Origin of the sequence: Streptomyces spinosus (assembly GCF_020400655.1) — a bacterium.
Lineage (GTDB): Bacteria > Actinomycetota > Actinomycetes > Streptomycetales > Streptomycetaceae > Streptomyces > Streptomyces argyrophylli.
This window is the reverse complement of sequence record NZ_JAINRC010000007.1, coordinates 69,184-84,612: the sequence shown is the minus strand read 5'-3', so window position 1 is coordinate 84,612 and position 15,429 is coordinate 69,184. Positions and strand designations below refer to the sequence as shown.

Here is a 15,429-nt window from a genome sequence, read left to right as displayed (position 1 = left end):
GTACGGGTGCCCGGGTACCGGTACCGGTGGGGCGAATCCGTACTACAGCCACTCCCCTTCCAGGGCGGTGGCGGTGAGGCCCGGTGCCGCCGCGTAGAGAACGGCGCGGCTGCCCGGCTTCTGCCCGGCGTCATGCGCCCGCCGCAGGATGTCGAACACGGCGGCGCCCCCGCGGTTGCCGGTGGTGTAGCTGGCCCGGCTGAAGTCCAGCAGTCCGGACGGCCAGGCGTCCGGCATCGTCTGCTCCATGTACTCCAGCACCCGGGTGCCGCCGGGGTGCGCGAGCAGCACGTCGGGGTGCCAGGCCTCGGGGTGGTCCTGGTAACGCACGCGCAGCCACTCCCACATCGCGGTGACCGTCTCCTGTACGGCGCGCGGCCCGCGCCGGTCCATCAGGAAGTGGGTGCCGTCCGCACGCGTCTCCAGGCGGTGCAGGTCCTGGGTGCCGGGCAGCGTGTGGTGCCAGGCGGCGTCCAGCCGCAGCACCGACTCGCGCCGGGGGCGGCCCGTGACCACCGCGGCGACCGCGGTGTCCGCGAACAGCAGCCGGACGATCAGCGACTCGAGGGTGTCGTCCGCGGGCTGGTAGGTCGTGCTCAGCGCCTCCGAGACGACGACCAGGACCACGCGGTCGGGGTCCGCGGCGACGAGGTCAGCGGCCAGTGCCAGGGAGCGGGTCCCGGCGATGCAGGCCCACTGCGTGGCCGGCAGCAGCATCACGTCCTCGCGCAGCGGAAGCCTGTTGGCCAGGGCTATGTCCAGACCCGGCAGCGCGGGGGTGGTGGAGTGACTGGTGATCAGGCAGTCGATGTCCGCGGTGTCCAACCCGGCGATCTGAAGGGCCCCGCGCGCCGCTCGCTCTCCGTAGGACTGCACGGCCTCCCAGGCCGGCCCGGTGCGCTCCTGGACGGTCTGCGGCGTGGGTATCGCCTCCAGTGCGGCGATCACGCGGTCCACGTCCTGCTGGGTGAACCCGTCGCGTGCCAGTGCCTCCTGGGCCGGCTCGACGCCGACGGACCGCAGGCCGCCGCCCTTGCCGGGTGCGACGGCGGTCTCCAGCGGCAGCATCCACCCTCGGGTCTCGATGCCCGTACTGGCCGCGATGCCGTCGATCCGCGGCGCCCACGCGGCGTGCGGGTGCCGGTCGCGCACCTCCGCCACGATCTGGCTGGTCTTCACGGGGTGCTCGCCGTGGATCACGGCAGGAGGACAGAGGTAAGCGGCCATGGTGCACCTTCCCGGCGGAACAGGGGAAATGGGAGAAAAAGGACATTTAGCGAATGTTGTGGCGCAAGCCACTTTGCTGCTTCATGCCCAAAGGGATGCCGATAAGCCCCACTTCGGGGGCCGGTATCCGTTTCGAGCATGGACGCTAAATGGACATTTCCGCTGTGATGCAGACAACTTAGGCGGCATCGAAGGCGCGTGACACCGCACACACCGCTTACCCCGGGGAGCGCGGGAGCGGTCCCCGGCTCAGTGCGGGCAAGGGCGTCCTCGTGCGGAGGACTTGAGCACCCGTCGGTGACACGGGGCCGTGACTACGCGTGGGGGAGCGGGTGTGCTCCTTCTTCCGAGGTTGGAGGCAGGCGCTCAGTCGAACCGGATGTGCCTGATCCCCGTCCAGGCCCGCCGCGCACGTCCTCGCAGTGCTCCGTCCCTGTTCGGGGCGAGTGCCAGGCCGGCGGCAGCGGCGATGTGCTCGGCAACCTCGGGCACGGTGAGGTGGTCGGTCCACACCTGGTCCCCGAACTCCCGTGCGCGCAGGCGCTCCAGACAGTGGTCGAGCCTGGACACGGCGAAGCTCTCGCGACGCAGGGGAGCGTTCTTGCCCGCGACGAACCGGACAACGTGTCCGAAGCCGCGCTCGCGCAGCCGACGCAGCACCGTCTCACGCTCGGCCAGCAGCGCGAAGTGCCGCACGTCATGGCCACGCTCGCGCAGGCGGCCCACGGTCTCGCGGAAGTACGCCGGCTCCACGACCGTCATGGGCACGATCACCGTCCCCTCGTGCCTGCTCAGGACGTGGTCGAGCACTTCGAACACCCCCTGCCGCCAGGCGGGGAGATCCTGGAAGTCGCCGCGCAGGGACGGGGGCGTCATGCGGTGCAGACCGAAGCCGACGTGTTCGGGGTCGCAGACGACGCTGTCCGCGAGCCGACGCCGGAGTTCGTACGCGGTCTGCGTCTTGCCGCCACCGAAGGGACCGTTGATCCACAGGAGCATGCACGCGAGCCTACGGCGGCCGGGGCGGTCGCCGGCCGTATGCGTCAGCCTTCGCCCATGGGCAGTGGTCTGGGACATCCCGTTGCCCGCCACTTCGGCGGGCCGCGCCGGCGTTCGTGCCCGGCTCTATCGCGCTCTGACGAACCGGGCCCGTTCGGCCGGTGCCAGCCGCTCCGTCGCATAGCGTACGGTGACGCGCGGCAGCTCGTGCAGATGCCGTTCGAGGAAGGCCACCATGAGCGGTTCGTCCCGGCGGCCGATCTCCCGCAGCATCCAGCCGAGCGCCTTGTGGATCAGTGCCTCCGGGTCCTGGCGCAACGTCAGGACCAGGCGGAGCGTCGGCTCGAAGCGTCCCGCGCGGATCAGCGCCAGCGTGGCGAGCACCGCGATCCGGCGGTCCCACAGCCGCGCCGACGCGGCGAGTTCGTCCAGGACCCGCAGATCCCCCTCCAGCAGCCACGGCCCCAGTACGACGTGCGCGGAACCGTCGACCAGGTCCCAGTTGTCCACGCACTCGGTGCGCGCCAGATAGAAGTCGACGAGCGCCCTGCGCTCTGCGCCGCTCGTCGTGCGCACCCGCTCGGCCAGGACCAGCAGCCCGGCGAAGCGCTCCTCGTGGACACGGCTGCGCAGCAGTACGTCCACGTCGTCGAGGGACAGGCCGCGGTAGGCGCGCGCCAGCTTGCGCAGCACCGGCACGCGTACGCCGAGCAGTTCGTCGTCCTGCGCGGGGGTGAGCACACGCTCCAGTTGCGCCCGCACGTCGGGCTCCGCCAGATTTCGCAGCTCGGCCCGTAAGTCCTTGAGGGAAGTGAACGTCATGACGGTGGACGTTAGCGCGGGACCACCCGTGCGCGCCGCCGTGCCCGCAGCGAAGGAATGGCCGGCCGACTTCGCGCACCGGCGGGACCGGGAGCCCGCGAACCGGGCGAGAAGCCTTGTCCGCCGAGCGGGAGGCGCGCTCTGGATTCGTGCCCGGTTCGACCCGGCCGCCCATGGACTGCCCTCCCTCGAACGACTCGACACGAGCCGTGCCGGTCCACCCGTGCCCGCTCACCGTGCCCAGGCCGTCGACGCTGTGGCGCGGGCGGCGTGGAGCGGTGACTGGCGAGCCGCGGGGGCCCATGCGGGGAAGGCCGGCCGGGACTGGGACGAACGCTGGTCCCGGAGGGAACTCCTGCGGCAGGTGGCCGAACGGGACGACGTCTGGCTGAACGCCTGGCGGGCCGCCCGGCCGGAGGACTGCGGCCGCCGCCACCGTCCGTGCCCGGGTGCGCCTCGACCGGGCCTGGACGGCTCGGGGCACCGGATCCGCCTACACGGTCGAGGCCGACCGCGTGGCCCGCTCCGAGGTCGTGCTGAGGGAGGCGATGGACGCGGCCGAGGAGGCGGCCCCGCTCGCACCCGGCGACCCCGGGCCGTGAGTAGTGATGATCACCGCCGCGCGTGGACTGCGCCTCGAACGCGACACGTTCCAGCCGGCGGAGCTGACGCCGCGCCGGGAGGGGAAGGCCCCGCGACGGCGCCCGGCACAGGGGCCCTGTCGGCGCCCGTCGCGCCGGGGACCGGGCCTGCCGTCGCGGACGGCTGTCGGCCGCCGTCGCACACCGGCAGCGGAGCCCGGTCCGCGTACGGAGTGCCGCGCGGGGCGAGCCCGTACCGGTGGCACTTCCGGGTGCCGCAGCGCACGGGACCGTCCCGCGACGGCGCCCTGAGACGCGACGGGCACCAGCCGTCCGGCGCACGGCGGAACCGCGCCGCACGGCCGCCCCGTCCTCCCCGCGCGCCTACCCGGCGCTCCCACGTCAGCTGTCGCCGGCGCGGCGACCGTCCACGCCGGCGCCCGGACATCCGCGGTGAGGTCGTCCGCAGCGCCGTCGGCCGTGATCTCCGCGTGCCGCATCCGGGTGACCCGCGTCCGTTCGGGCACTCCGGCGGGAAGAGAGGCAGAGCACGTGCACCCACAGCGCGGAAGGAGCCGTCGTGTTCGAGGCGGAGGTGGCCGTTCTGGGCGGCGGAGCCGCGGGACTGTCCCTGGCCCACCGTCTGGCCGGCCACGCGCGGGGCCTGCGGACGCCGTCGGTGCTGCTGGTGGACGCCCCACCGGGTCCGCTGCGCCCACCGCGCCGCACCTGGTGCTTCTGGGAGCCGGGCCAGGGGCGCTTCGACGGCGCGCTGACGGCCTCCTGGGGGCACCTGCGGGTACGGCCCCCCACGGGCGACCCGATCGAAGGGGACCTCGCGCCGCTGCGGTACAAGATGATCCGGTCCGACGACTTCGAGGGGCTGGTCGGACGGGACCTGGCGCGCAGCCCGAACGTACGGCGCCTGGAGGCCACCGTCGAGACCGTGGAGGACGTCGAGGGCGGAGCCCGCGTCCAGGTGCGGAGCGCCGGCGGCGAAGCCCGGGTACTGACCGCCCGCTGGGTGTTCGACTCCCGCCCGCCCGGCAGCCTGCCCGCCGCCCGCACCACCCTGCTCCAGCACTTCCACGGCTGGTTCGTCCGCACCGCGCGCCCGGTCTTCGACCCCGGCACCGTCGACCTCATGGACTTCCGCACCCCGCAGCCCGCCGACGGCCTCTCGTTCGGCTACGTCCTGCCCGTCGGACCGCACGAGGCCCTCGTCGAGTACACGGAGTTCTCACCCCGGACACTCACCGACGGCGAGTACGAGGCGGCGGTGCGGCACTACGCCGACGACGTGCTGCGCCTCGGCGACACACAGGTCCTGTCCACCGAGACGGGCGTCATCCCGATGACGGACGCGCCGATGCCCCGGCAGGTCGGGGCATCCGTCTTCCGCATCGGTGCCGCCGGCGGCGCCACCCGCCCGGCCACCGGCTACACCTTCGCCGGTCTGCAACGCCAGACGCGGGCCGTCGCCGCCGCCCTGCGCCGGGGGCGGCGGCCGGTGCCGCCCGCCGCCCACTCCGCCCGGTCCCGCGCCATGGACGCCGTACTCCTGCGCGCCCTGGCCAGCGGCCGGGCCGACGGCCCCGCGCTGTTCTGCGGCCTGTTCGCCCACGTGCCGGCCCCCCGGCTGCTGCGCTTCCTCGACGGACGCACCCGCCTGCGCGAGGACCTCGCCATCGGCCTGCGCACCCCGATCGGCCCGATGCTCCGCTCGGCGCTCGAACTGCCCCTCCTGCCCCGCCGCCCGTTCGACTGATCCACCGCTCCGCTCCACCGCCCCGCCCGACCGGCCACCCCCACCGCACCGACCTGGAGACCGCATGACGCTGCTGCGCGACGAGGACCTCACCGCCGCCTTCGACCACGCCGCCCGCGGCTACGACGCGCTGGTGGCCGCCAACCCCGGCTACCACGGCCACCTGCGGCGCTCGGTACGCCGTCTCGGCCTGCCCGGGTCCGGAGCGGGCCTGCGCCTGCTGGACCTGGGCTGTGGCACGGGCGCCTCGACGGCCGCGCTGCGCGCCGTCCTGCCGGCCGCGCACCTCACCGCCGTCGACGCCTCCGCCGGCATGCTGCGGCGGGCCGCCGCCAAACCCTGGGCGCGGGGGGTGACCTTCGTGCGGGCACCGGCGGAACGGCTGGCCGAGGCGGGCGTCACCGGCCCGTTCGACGCGGTCTTCGCCGCCTACCTGCTGCGCAACGTGTCCGATCCCGACGCCGTCCTCACCGCCGTACGGGACCTGCTCGTGCCCGGCGGCCGGCTCGGCGTGCACGAGTACACCCTCAGCGGCCGCCGCGCCGACCGAGCGGGGTGGAGCCTGGTCTGCCGCGGCCTCGTACAGCCCGTGGCGTCCGTCCTCGGGGACGGCGGGCTGTACCGCCACCTGTGGCGCAGCGTGGTCGAGTTCGACACCGTCGACCGCCTGGCCGCCCGCGTCCGCACGGCCGGGTTCGAGCGGGTCCGGACGCTGCCCCTGCCGGGATGGCAGACCGGCATCACCCACACCGTCGTCGCCCGGCGCGCGGAGAACGCGCGATGACCGCGGCGCAGTGGGGGGCGACCGCGGCCGAGCGGCCGGACGGCGGTCGTCCGGGCCGGGACCGGCGGGCCCGCATGCTGCCGGCGCCGCCCGGTGCCCCGCGCGTCGCCGGGCCCCGCCCCAGCGTCGCCGTCGTCGGCGGCGGCATCGCCGGTCTCGCCGCCGCCACGGCGCTCGCCGAACGCGGGGTGGCCGTGACGCTGTACGAGCGGCAGCCGTACCTCGGCGGGCGCGCCGGGGGCTGGCCGACCACCCTGCGGGACGGCACCCGGGTCACCATGAGCCGGGGCTTCCACGCCTTCTTCCGCCAGTACTACAACCTGCGCGGGCTGCTCCGCCGTACCGACCCCGGCCTGCGGCGACTGACCGGTCTGCCCGACTACCCGCTGCTGCACGCCGGCGGAACGCGCGACAGCTTCCGCCGCGTCCCGCGCACCCCGCCCTGGAGCGCGCTCGGCTTCGCCGCGCTCAGCCCCACCTTCACCCTGCGGGACATGCGCCGCATGAACCCGGTCGCGGCCCTGCCGTTGCTCGACGTCCGCGTCCCCGAGATCTACGACCGGCTCGACCACGTCAGCGCCCATGCGTTCCTCGACGCCGTCCGCTTCCCCGAAAAGGCCCGGCACCTCGCCTTCGAGGTGTTCTCGCGCAGCTTCTTCGCCGACCCCCGGCAGCTCTCGGCGGCCGAGATGGCGCTGATGTTCCACGTCTACTTCCTCGGCTCGGCCGAGGGCCTGCTCTTCGACGTGCCCCGCGCGCCCTTCCCGGCCGCCCTGTGGGAGCCCCTGGCCGGTCACCTGCGGCGGCACGGCGCCGAGGTGCGCACCGCCACGGCCGTCGAACACGTCACACCGAGGCGCGGCGGCGGTCACCAGGTCGTCACGGACCGGGACGAACGGCATCACGACGCCGTCGTCCTCGCCCTGGACACCGCGGGCCTGCGCGGCCTCGTCGCCCGCTCGGACCTGCTGGGCGACGCCCCGTGGCGCGAGCGGATCGCACGGCTGCGCAACGCCCCGCCGTTCCTGGTGACCAGGCTGTGGCTGGACCGTCCCGTGGCACCGGACCGTCCGGGCTTCCTGGGCACCGGCGGATTCGGCACCCTGGACAACGTCAGTGTCCTGGAGCGCTGGGAGGACGAGGCCGCCCACTGGGCCGCCCGCACCGGGGGGTCCGTGGTGGAGCTGCACGCCTACGCGGTCCCGGCCGACGCCGCCCGGGACGTCGAGGAGAAGCGCCTGATCGAACAGATGCACCGCGTCTATCCGGAGACGCGCGACGCCACGATCGTCGACGCCCGCCACGAATGGCGCGACGACTGCCCGCTGTTCCCGGTGGGCGGTCACGGCGACCGGCCGGCCGTCCGCACCCCGGACCCCCACCTCATGGTGGCCGGCGACCTCGTCCGCACCGGCCTGCCCGTGGCGCTCATGGAACGGGCCGCGACGACCGGCTTCCTCGCGGCCAACGCCCTGCTGGAGCAGTGGGGCGTGCGGGGAGTGACCCTGTGGACGGTTCCGCGGCACGGCCGGAACGCCCTGCTGCGGGGCCTGGCCGGCGCCGCCGCCCGGGGCTCCGGCACGCGGTGACCGGCCGCCGGCGCGTGGCGGTCGCGGGCGAGCGCGCCGCACACGACGACCCGTCACCCGTGCGGCCCACGCCGCACGCGGTCGCCGGGCGCGGCGGGAAGGGATGCGGGAACCGACAGAGCCACAGCACCCAGGGAGTGCCATGAACGAGTGCCAGGGCGGGCCCGACCACCGCTACCGCCGCCCGGAAGGTGTCGACGACCTGACCGTGGAAGCCCTCGGCTCGCTGTCGAAGGCTCTGGAGACCACGGAGCGCGCCCGCGGCCATCTGTACAGCTTCCACCAGCTGACCGGCGGGGCCGACCTCGAACTGGAACGGGCGGTACGGCTGCTGCGCGAGGCCGGGCACACCGAGTGGGCGGCGAAGGCCGAGGCGGAGATCCTGGGCCGCGACGTCATCCCCGGTCACTGGACCTTCCAGATCGTCGAGGCCTACAACGACACCTACTACGGGCCGTTCCGGGAGCTGGAACGCAGTGTGGTGAACGCACTCGCCCAGGGCCGGGACCACCTGTACGAGGCGGAGATGAAGGAGGCGCGCCGCACCCTCGGACGCCTCGGCCACACGGCGAGCCCCCCGGCCGGGGACGGCTGACCGCCTCCCGCACCGGGCGGGACCGCCGGGTCCGCCGGCCCCGGCGGCACACCTGCGAGCAAACCCGGACCAGCCCAACTCCCGCACCCGCTCCATGACTTCCAGGACGGCGACCATGCAGACGTTCCTGCCAGATGCCGACTTCCGGCGCTCCGCCCTGATCCTGGACCGGCGCCGCCTCGGCAAGCAGCGGGTCGAGGCGCTCCAGGTCCTGCGCGGCCTGACCGTTCCCGGATACGGCTGGCGCAGGCACCCGGCCGTGCGCATGTGGAGCGGCTACGAGGAGGCCCTGGTCCGCTACGGACTCGAAGTCTGCCGGGTCTGGCGCGAGCAGGGGCACCAGGACAGCTGTGCCGCGTCACTGATCGCCGGATACGCGGCGGGCCGTCCGGGCGCACACGTGCGTGACCAGCCCGCTCTGGCAGCCGCGGGCGAACTCCCGCCGTGGCTCGGTGACGAGGCCTTCCACCGCAGCCACCAGTCCGCGCTCGTCCGCAAGGACCGGGACACCTACGCACCCGTGTTCCCCGGCGTGCCGGACGACCTGCCCTACGTGTGGCCGTCCTCCGACCGGGAGGGGACGACTGCCTGACCGGTGACGCCGCACGATGCGGCGGGTTCCCGGCGGGGCGGGGCGGGGCCGGCGAGGCCCGCGCGGCTTCCGCGCGTCGGACCTCACGACCTCACGACCGGCGGGGCCGAGAGGTGCGCCGCCTTCGACCGCCTCGGCGCCGCCGGCGTGCCGTCGCGGACCGCCCGGCCCGTGTGCGCCGCTCCCCGGCCACCGCTGGGACGGTCAGATGCCCGAACCCGAACGCCGGGAGCGCAGCTTGCCGATGAGCCGCTGTGCCTGGGCTCGACGGCGCGGATCGGACGCGGTACGGCGCACCTGCTCGATCGTGCGCCGGCCCTGCGGGCTGTTGGCGAACTGCTTGATGCGCTGGAGAACTCCTGACATGACACTCCTCTCGCCAGGGTGCCCTGCTCTCGTCGGGGGCCCCATGAGGTCCGGCTACCCTGAAAACCGGTGGTGCAGCCTCTGGCGGCCGGGGACGCGGCTGTTACCGCGCCGAATGGGCCGCGCTGGTACGGACGTCACCGCCCCGTGCCCTGAGAGGCGCGCCGGCTTCGGTGAGCACCCGGTGCACGAAGCCGTACGACCGGCCATGAGCCTCGGCTATGGCACGGATCGACTGTCCCTCCCGGTACTCCTTGGTGAAGGCCTCGGCCAACTCCTTGCGCGCGCTGCCTGTTATCCACTTGCCCTTGTGCATGGAGAATCTCCTCCCGCATCGCCGAAACGTGATCACCGGTTTCCCGCGTGGGCGCGACCCATGCGGGGCGAACCTTGCCGGTCGCGGGAGCTGCGGCGCAGGACGCGTGCCGGACAGGGCGTCAGAACGTCACCCGGCCCATGCCGGCGTCGGGGACGTCCGGGGAGGCGAAGTGGAACGGCACGCCAAGGTGGCCGGCCGGCGCCCGGCCGGCCTCGGTTGCGGCCGTCGCCGGAGGAGGGCCGCCACGGCGGCGGCAGACGGTCGCCAGGTGGCCCTCCCCGTCCGGATCCTCCAGGACCGCGATCAGGAGCACGAACCAGTCGTGCACCGTGTCGCCGTCCCACACGGCCTCGACCGCGGCCACCCGGCCCGGGAGGGCTGCGGAACGGGCGGCGAGCGAGGGGACGTCGAGCGGATCGGGCGGTGTGCGCCGTACCTGGCCGGCGAGAGCCGCGTAGCGCGCGTGGACCACCCGCTCCGCCTCGAACAAGCCCAACCCCAGCGGGCGCAGGGCGTCCAGGACCGCCTTGACCGCCGGCACGCGGCGGTCCCGCACCACTTCGGCGTCCACTTCCCGGCGCGTCCGTTCCTCCAGGTAAGCCCACCAGCCGCTCACCGGCTCACCGTCTGGATCTCCGGGTACGGGTCACGGACTGACCGTACGCCAGGTCGTCGCCCGTTGCCTCCGGGTTCCGTCCGGAGCGCCGCCGCCCCCCACCGTCTCCGTCACTGCCGCCCCCGTCGTGCGCGGGCCCTCGGCCGGCCGCGGCCTACGGCGACGTCGTCCAGCGGGGAGCCGTCCGGGCCCAGGCGGTGTCCCACGCGGCGAGGTTGCGGCGCCGGATGACGAGACAGGTGGCGCCGTAGGCGGCGGCTGCCGCGGCGTGGACGCCGAGGGCGGCGATGACGGCCGATCCCATGGCGCGGCTGTGGACCTCACGAGGGCTCATCGGTGGGTCGCGGATCGTCCCGTCGGTGCCGGCCCAGACACGGACCGCGCTGCCCTTGGCCAGGGCGGGCTGGACGTCGGCGGTGGCGGTGCGGGTGCGCCCGAGGGGGTCGGTGAAGCGGACCTCGGCCGGGTAGCGGGTCTTCCTGGGCTCGGCGGACCCGGGTTCGGGGTGGTCCCGGGCGTCCTCGAGGAGGACGGCGGTGGTCTGGTGACGGGTGGCGGCCTGGTGCCGGGCGGCGCGGGCGTAGTGGCGGTGGGCGGCGTCGCCGACGAGGACCATGGCGGCGGGGGTGGCTGCCAGCGCGGCCGACAGCAGGCAGAGACCGGCCCACGCACGGACCAGGTCGCTGCGGCGGCACAGGGGGTTGCGTCTCAGGCGCCGGAGCGTGACCACGGGCAACTCCTCGGGAGGCGGCGAATGGCGACGGGGCACGTGTCCTCCTTCCGGCGTGGACGCGGGGGGCGGGGGAACCGGGACGCGCGCGGGCCTGGGAGTGTGTCTCGCGGTGCGCCCCGGGCCACGTGCCGGTCCCGGGTCCACCGGGACCGGCACGTCGCCTGCCACCTCGCCGTCGGTCACCGACGCGCCGAGTCGACTCCCTCCGCCGCCTCGCGACCGCACGCGGAGGGGTGGGTGTGGGCGGCTTGCAGAAGCTTGGCGGCGCCGCGCACCGCTGCGGTGTGCGGCGCCGGGACCACGTGCAGCGGCAGGTGCCACCGCTCGCTGAGACGGCGGGTGATCTCGGGACGCAACGCGCCTCCACCGGCCAGCAGGACGCCGCGGTGCGCCGCGTCGGCGGCGAGCGAGGTGCGGTCCTGCCGGAGCATCGCCGTCAGCATCGAGGCGACCGCCCCGGCGATCTCCCCGGGCGTGGTCGTGTCCTCCAGATCGCCGGTGCCCAGGGCGGTGCGGCGCGCGTCGGTGATGTCGCCGTCGGCCAGCAGCACCACCTCGGTGAGGTGGGCGCCGATGTCCGCCACCAGCAGCGGACGGGACGTGTCCGCGCCGGCCGCCACGGCGACGGCCCGGGCGCCGGGCACGGTCAGGACACTGAGCGGGCGGAGCACGTCGACCGCGCTGCGGGCCTGGGCGCGGTAGGCGACGCCGTCGAGCACGGGCGCGGTGACGACGACCATGGGGCGGGCACCACGCGGCAGGCGGCGGGCGAGCAGGCGGTGGAGCATGCGGGCGCACTCCGCGGTGTCGATGATGGTGCCGCGCTGGATGGGGTGCACCGCGCCCGAGCCCGGAAAGGTCACGGACGGTACGTCGACGACCACACCCTTTCCGGCGATCCAGGCCCGGGTGCGCACGCTTCCCATGTCCAGGGCGACGCCGCAGCAGCGCCGGCACAGCGGCCAGGGCAGGTGCCGGGCAGCGGTGGCACGGTCGTGGTCGGTGCCGGTCATGGGACCGCCTGCCTGACCTGCTGGCAGCGCACGCAGTAACGGCACTGCGGCACGATCATCAGCCGCTCCCGGTCGATGGGGCGCCGGCACAGGTGGCAGGCGCCGTACGAGCCGTCGTCCATGCGCCGCAGGGCCGCCTCGACGTCGGCGAGGACCATGCGGGCGGACGCGGCGAGCTTGACGCGTACCTCGATCTGCGCGGCGGCCTGCCGCTGCAGCCGGTCCTCGGCGCGCGAGGTGACCGGTCCGGCGAGCTGCAGCAGTTGCTCCCGGCGGAACACGCGCTGCTCCCTGAGGTGCCGGCGCAGTGCTGCGAGGTCCTCGGCCGACAGGTGTGTCGTGCTCTGGCCGATGGTCTGGTGGTTCACCACTTCACCCCTTCGGGGGCAGGAGGCAGGAGGGCGGCGTGACGGGCGGTGGTCAGGTGGCGCGGCGCTGGCAGGCGACGCAGTAGCGGGTGTACGGCAGGATCTCCAGCCGTTCCGCGGGAATGGGCTTGGCACAGTCCTGGCAGGTGCCGTAGGAGCCCTCGTCGATACGGGTGAAGGCCTCCTCGATCTCCCTCAGGACCCGCTTCATGGCGGACTTCTGCTCGGTCAGCAGGTACGCGTCCGTGGTGTGCACGGTCTCGTCGAGTGCCTGGAGCTGGGCCAGCCGCGACACACGGGCGTGTTCCAGGTGCCGTCGGGCCTCGTCCCGATGGGGTTCGGCCCGGGTGACGTCGAGTGACATGGTCGGTTCCTTTCGCGGCGGCCCACGGCGCGGCGGCGTCGCCGCGCCGCACGCCCGTCGTCGGCGGTGATCGTGTGCCTCCCACCATGGCCGGGCCGGCGGCGGACACCTATCGGGCGCGGGACCCATCTACGCCGGGGCGCGGGACCCATACGGCAGGGTCATGGGTGGTGCGCGCCCCCGGAAATGGGGTCCGGGCCCCATCGACGCGGCACCCGCGACGGGGGACGCTGGCCACAGGCGCACCCGAGCGCCCCGGTACCGTGGACGCGGCGGGGCGGCGCGACGGCCGACAGCGGAGGTGGGCCGAGGCTGTAGAAGGAGAGGCGTAGGACCGGTGTCCTTGTTCTGGCGGATCTTCGCCCTGAACGCCGTCGTGCTGGGCACGGCGACCGCGCTGCTCCTGTGGGCCCCGGTGACCGTCTCCGTGCCGGTCCTCCTCACCGAGGCGGTCATCCTCGTCGGCGGTATGGCCGTGATGCTCGTCGCCAACGCCGTGCTGCTGCGGCTCGGACTGGCCCCGCTCGACCGGCTCACGAAGCTCATGACCACCGTGGACCTGCTGCGCCCCGGCCAGCGTCTGCCGGCATCCGGAGGCGGCGAGGTCGCCGAGGTGATCCGCACGTTCAACGCCATGCTGGAGCGGCTGGAACACGAAAGGGCCACCAGCAGCGCCCGCGCCCTGCTGGCGCAGGAGGCCGAACGCCGCCGCATCGCGCAGGAGTTGCACGACGAGGTCGGCCAGAGCATGACCGCGATCCTGCTGGGACTGAAGCGGGCCGCGGACGACGCACCGGCGGCACTGCGGGAAGAGCTGCACGAGGCGCAGGAGATCACCCGGCAGAGCCTCGACGAGGTCCGTCGCCTGGTGCGCCGGCTGCGGCCCGGCGTGCTGGACGACCTCGGGCTGGTCAGTGCGCTGACCTCGCTCACCGAGGACTTCGCCACGCACACCGGGCTGCGGGTCGGCCGCCGGTTCGACGCCGACCTGCCCGCCCTCGCGCCGGAGACCGAACTCGTCCTCTACCGCGTCGCCCAGGAGTCGCTGACCAACGTCGCCCGTCACGCGGACGCCCGGCGGGTCACGGTCGCCCTGCGCCACGCCGACGACAGCGTGGTGCTGACGGTCACCGACGACGGCTCCGGCATCAAGGCGCCCCGCGAAGGCGCCGGCATCCGCGGCATGCGCGAGCGTGCCCTGCTCATCGGGGGGAGCCTCGAGATCACCCCGGCGCCCGGTACCGGCACCCGGGTCCAGCTCACCGCGTCCGCTCCCAGGAAGCAGCCGTGACCATGCCCGACGCCACCACGCCCCCGGCGGGGACACCGACCCGGACGGCCTCCCGGAGCACGATCCGCATCCTGCTCGCCGACGACCACGCGCTGGTCCGGCGGGGTGTGCGGCTCATCCTCGACCAGGAACCGGACCTGGAGGTGGTCGCCGAGGCCGGTGACGGCGCCGAGGCCGTCGACCTGGCCCGCACCCTTGATGCCGACCTGGCCGTGCTGGACATCGCCATGCCGCGCATGACCGGCTTGCAGGCCGCCAGGGAACTGGCCGTCCTCAAACCGGGCCTGCGGATCCTGATGCTCACCATGCACGACAACGAGCAGTACTTCTTCCAGGCCCTGAAGGCCGGCGCGAGCGGGTACGTGCTGAAGTCGGTCGCCGACCGGGACCTGGTCGCCGCGTGCCGGGCCGCGATGCGGGACGAACCGTTCCTGTACCCCGGCGCGGTCACCGCTCTGATCCGCCACTACCTGGACCGGGCCCGACGCGGCGAGGAAGCCCCCGAGCAGGTCCTCACCCCCCGCGAGGAGGAGGTCCTGAAGCTGGTGGCCGAGGGGCACTCGTCGAAGGAGATCGCCGAGCTGCTGTTCATCAGCGTCAAGACGGTCCAGCGGCACCGCGCCAACCTGCTGCAGAAGCTCGGCCTGCGTGACCGCCTGGAACTCACCCGCTACGCCATCCGCGTCGGCCTGATCGAACCCTGACGTCCCGTCCGACCCGACCGGCGGCCGCCTGCCCCCGGACCCGCCGCCCGCACACCACGACGAGAGGGGAGGGCATGCACCACCCCGCGCGCACCGCCCCCCGCCGAGGCAAGGCCCGGCTCTCCGCCGGAGCGGTACTGGCCGCCGTCGTCCTGACACTGCTGACCACGGTGGGCCTGGCCGGCCCCGCGGGTGCGGGTGGCGCCGCGGTGCCGGGTGGCCTTGCGATCGGGGGTGGCCCTGCGGTGCCGGGTGGCCTTGCGATCAGGGGTGGCCCTGCGATGACGGGTGGCCCCGCGAGCGGGGGTGGTCCTGCGGCGACGAGTGGCTCTGCCATGACGGGTGGCGCCTCGGCCGGGGGTGGTCCCGGGACGACGGGTGGTCCCGTGATCGTGGGTGGCCCGGCTGTGACGCGTGGCCCCGCGACCGCGTACGGCTCCGCAGCCACGGGCGAGCCCGTAACCAAGTACGACCCCGCGAGCACGTACGACTCCGCAACCACGGGCGGCCCCGTGGACACGCGCCGCCCTGCCATCGCCTACGGCTCCGCAGCCACGGGCGAGCCCGTAACCAAGTACGACCCCGTAACCAAGCACGACCCCGCAAGCACGGACGACCCCGCGACCGCGTACGGCCCCGCGCCCCCGGGCGGCGCCCCGGCCGTAGTGGCGCCGGCAGCGGATCACCACCTGGAGCCC

18 protein-coding genes are annotated in these 15,429 nt (G+C 74.3%); 8 read left to right on the top strand and 10 right to left on the bottom strand.

All coding sequences use genetic code 11. The annotated features are described in order from the left end of the window. Positions 1–42: 42 nt before the first annotated feature. The 3 genes from LG395_RS14935 to LG395_RS14925 form a co-directional block, all read right to left on the bottom strand. The gene (locus LG395_RS14935) at positions 43–1,227 is read right to left on the bottom strand and encodes a beta-ketoacyl-[acyl-carrier-protein] synthase family protein (RefSeq protein ID WP_225809963.1); all 1,185 of its coding nucleotides are present in this window, start codon (positions 1,225–1,227) and stop codon (positions 43–45) included. Positions 1,228–1,593: 366 nt separating this feature from the next. Then, positions 1,594–2,226 (bottom strand): AAA family ATPase, encoded by a 633-nt coding sequence (locus tag LG395_RS14930; protein ID WP_171150203.1) that lies wholly within the window; start codon positions 2,224–2,226, stop codon positions 1,594–1,596. A 126-nt stretch (positions 2,227–2,352) separates the two neighbouring features. Further along, the gene (locus LG395_RS14925) at positions 2,353–3,048 is read right to left on the bottom strand and encodes a DNA alkylation repair protein (RefSeq protein WP_225809961.1); all 696 of its coding nucleotides are present in this window, start codon (positions 3,046–3,048) and stop codon (positions 2,353–2,355) included. A 449-nt stretch (positions 3,049–3,497) separates the two neighbouring features. On the opposite strand from LG395_RS14925, the gene LG395_RS14920 reads away from it, so the two are divergent. The 6 genes from LG395_RS14920 (at position 3,498) to LG395_RS14895 (ending at position 8,957) form a co-directional block, all read left to right on the top strand. Continuing rightward, a complete protein-coding gene (locus tag LG395_RS14920) occupies positions 3,498–3,650 on the top strand; it encodes a hypothetical protein (protein WP_225809959.1) in 153 nt (50 codons plus the stop codon). A gap of 559 nt (positions 3,651–4,209) precedes the next feature. After that, positions 4,210–5,397, top strand: coding sequence for a lycopene cyclase family protein (locus tag LG395_RS14915; protein ID WP_171150200.1), 1,188 nt, complete (start codon positions 4,210–4,212; stop codon positions 5,395–5,397). A gap of 64 nt (positions 5,398–5,461) precedes the next feature. After that, positions 5,462–6,181 carry a class I SAM-dependent methyltransferase gene (locus LG395_RS14910; RefSeq protein WP_225809957.1) on the top strand — a complete coding sequence of 240 codons (720 nt, stop codon included), beginning with the start codon at positions 5,462–5,464 and terminating at the stop codon, positions 6,179–6,181. Between the two features lie 74 nt (positions 6,182–6,255). Further along, positions 6,256–7,770 (top strand): FAD-dependent oxidoreductase, encoded by a 1,515-nt coding sequence (locus LG395_RS14905; protein WP_225810230.1) that lies wholly within the window; start codon positions 6,256–6,258, stop codon positions 7,768–7,770. Between the two features lie 142 nt (positions 7,771–7,912). Further along, positions 7,913–8,365 carry a hypothetical protein gene (locus tag LG395_RS14900; protein WP_225809955.1) on the top strand — a complete coding sequence of 151 codons (453 nt, stop codon included), beginning with the start codon at positions 7,913–7,915 and terminating at the stop codon, positions 8,363–8,365. Positions 8,366–8,480: 115 nt separating this feature from the next. Continuing rightward, positions 8,481–8,957, top strand: coding sequence for an MSMEG_6728 family protein (locus LG395_RS14895; protein ID WP_225809953.1), 477 nt, complete (start codon positions 8,481–8,483; stop codon positions 8,955–8,957). Between the two features lie 204 nt (positions 8,958–9,161). Here LG395_RS14895 and LG395_RS14890 read toward each other — a convergent pair whose 3' ends face one another. The 7 genes from LG395_RS14890 to LG395_RS14860 all read right to left on the bottom strand — a co-directional run bounded on the left by LG395_RS14890 (position 9,162) and on the right by LG395_RS14860 (position 12,736). Next, positions 9,162–9,323, bottom strand: a complete 162-nt coding sequence (locus tag LG395_RS14890) for a hypothetical protein (protein ID WP_171150196.1) — start codon at positions 9,321–9,323, stop codon at positions 9,162–9,164. A gap of 103 nt (positions 9,324–9,426) precedes the next feature. Beyond that, positions 9,427–9,639: a helix-turn-helix domain-containing protein gene (locus LG395_RS14885; RefSeq protein WP_171150195.1), complete on the bottom strand. Its 213-nt coding sequence runs from the start codon at positions 9,637–9,639 to the stop codon at positions 9,427–9,429. A 121-nt stretch (positions 9,640–9,760) separates the two neighbouring features. After that, entirely contained in the window at positions 9,761–10,258 is a 498-nt protein-coding gene (locus LG395_RS14880) for a hypothetical protein (RefSeq protein ID WP_225809952.1), read from the bottom strand. A 154-nt stretch (positions 10,259–10,412) separates the two neighbouring features. After that, on the bottom strand, positions 10,413–10,988 hold the full coding sequence (locus LG395_RS14875; RefSeq protein WP_171150194.1) for an Rv1733c family protein: 576 nt from the start codon (positions 10,986–10,988) through the stop codon (positions 10,413–10,415). A gap of 182 nt (positions 10,989–11,170) precedes the next feature. After that, positions 11,171–12,004 (bottom strand): rod shape-determining protein, encoded by an 834-nt coding sequence (locus tag LG395_RS14870; RefSeq protein ID WP_225809951.1) that lies wholly within the window; start codon positions 12,002–12,004, stop codon positions 11,171–11,173. Beyond that, on the bottom strand, positions 12,001–12,375 hold the full coding sequence (locus tag LG395_RS14865; RefSeq protein WP_225809949.1) for a TraR/DksA family transcriptional regulator: 375 nt from the start codon (positions 12,373–12,375) through the stop codon (positions 12,001–12,003). The genes LG395_RS14870 and LG395_RS14865 overlap by 4 nt, the downstream gene beginning before the upstream one ends. Positions 12,376–12,424: 49 nt before the next feature. Continuing rightward, entirely contained in the window at positions 12,425–12,736 is a 312-nt protein-coding gene (locus tag LG395_RS14860) for a TraR/DksA C4-type zinc finger protein (RefSeq protein ID WP_171150191.1), read from the bottom strand. A 337-nt stretch (positions 12,737–13,073) separates the two neighbouring features. On the opposite strand from LG395_RS14860, the gene LG395_RS14855 reads away from it, so the two are divergent. Next, on the top strand, positions 13,074–14,027 hold the full coding sequence (locus LG395_RS14855) for a HAMP domain-containing sensor histidine kinase (RefSeq protein ID WP_171150190.1): 954 nt from the start codon (positions 13,074–13,076) through the stop codon (positions 14,025–14,027). 2 nt (positions 14,028–14,029) lie between these two features. After that, the gene (locus LG395_RS14850; protein WP_225810229.1) at positions 14,030–14,731 is read left to right on the top strand and encodes a response regulator; all 702 of its coding nucleotides are present in this window, start codon (positions 14,030–14,032) and stop codon (positions 14,729–14,731) included. Positions 14,732–15,429: the final 698 nt, after the last annotated feature.

What these genes read in the sequence shown, in the direction of transcription:
- LG395_RS14935 (WP_225809963.1), bottom strand. Translation starts at nt 1,227, where the DNA reads ATGGCCGCTTACCTCTGTCCTCCTGCCGTGATCCACGGCGAGCACCCC.
- LG395_RS14930 (WP_171150203.1), bottom strand. Translation starts at nt 2,226, where the DNA reads ATGCTCCTGTGGATCAACGGTCCCTTCGGTGGCGGCAAGACGCAGACC.
- LG395_RS14925 (WP_225809961.1), bottom strand. Translation starts at nt 3,048, where the DNA reads ATGACGTTCACTTCCCTCAAGGACTTACGGGCCGAGCTGCGAAATCTG.
- LG395_RS14910 (WP_225809957.1), top strand. Translation starts at nt 5,462, where the DNA reads ATGACGCTGCTGCGCGACGAGGACCTCACCGCCGCCTTCGACCACGCC.
- LG395_RS14905 (WP_225810230.1), top strand. Translation starts at nt 6,256, where the DNA reads ATGCTGCCGGCGCCGCCCGGTGCCCCGCGCGTCGCCGGGCCCCGCCCC.
- LG395_RS14900 (WP_225809955.1), top strand. Translation starts at nt 7,913, where the DNA reads ATGAACGAGTGCCAGGGCGGGCCCGACCACCGCTACCGCCGCCCGGAA.
- LG395_RS14895 (WP_225809953.1), top strand. Translation starts at nt 8,481, where the DNA reads ATGCAGACGTTCCTGCCAGATGCCGACTTCCGGCGCTCCGCCCTGATC.
- LG395_RS14890 (WP_171150196.1), bottom strand. Translation starts at nt 9,323, where the DNA reads ATGTCAGGAGTTCTCCAGCGCATCAAGCAGTTCGCCAACAGCCCGCAG.
- LG395_RS14885 (WP_171150195.1), bottom strand. Translation starts at nt 9,639, where the DNA reads ATGCACAAGGGCAAGTGGATAACAGGCAGCGCGCGCAAGGAGTTGGCC.
- LG395_RS14870 (WP_225809951.1), bottom strand. Translation starts at nt 12,004, where the DNA reads ATGACCGGCACCGACCACGACCGTGCCACCGCTGCCCGGCACCTGCCC.
- LG395_RS14860 (WP_171150191.1), bottom strand. Translation starts at nt 12,736, where the DNA reads ATGTCACTCGACGTCACCCGGGCCGAACCCCATCGGGACGAGGCCCGA.
- LG395_RS14850 (WP_225810229.1), top strand. Translation starts at nt 14,030, where the DNA reads ATGCCCGACGCCACCACGCCCCCGGCGGGGACACCGACCCGGACGGCC.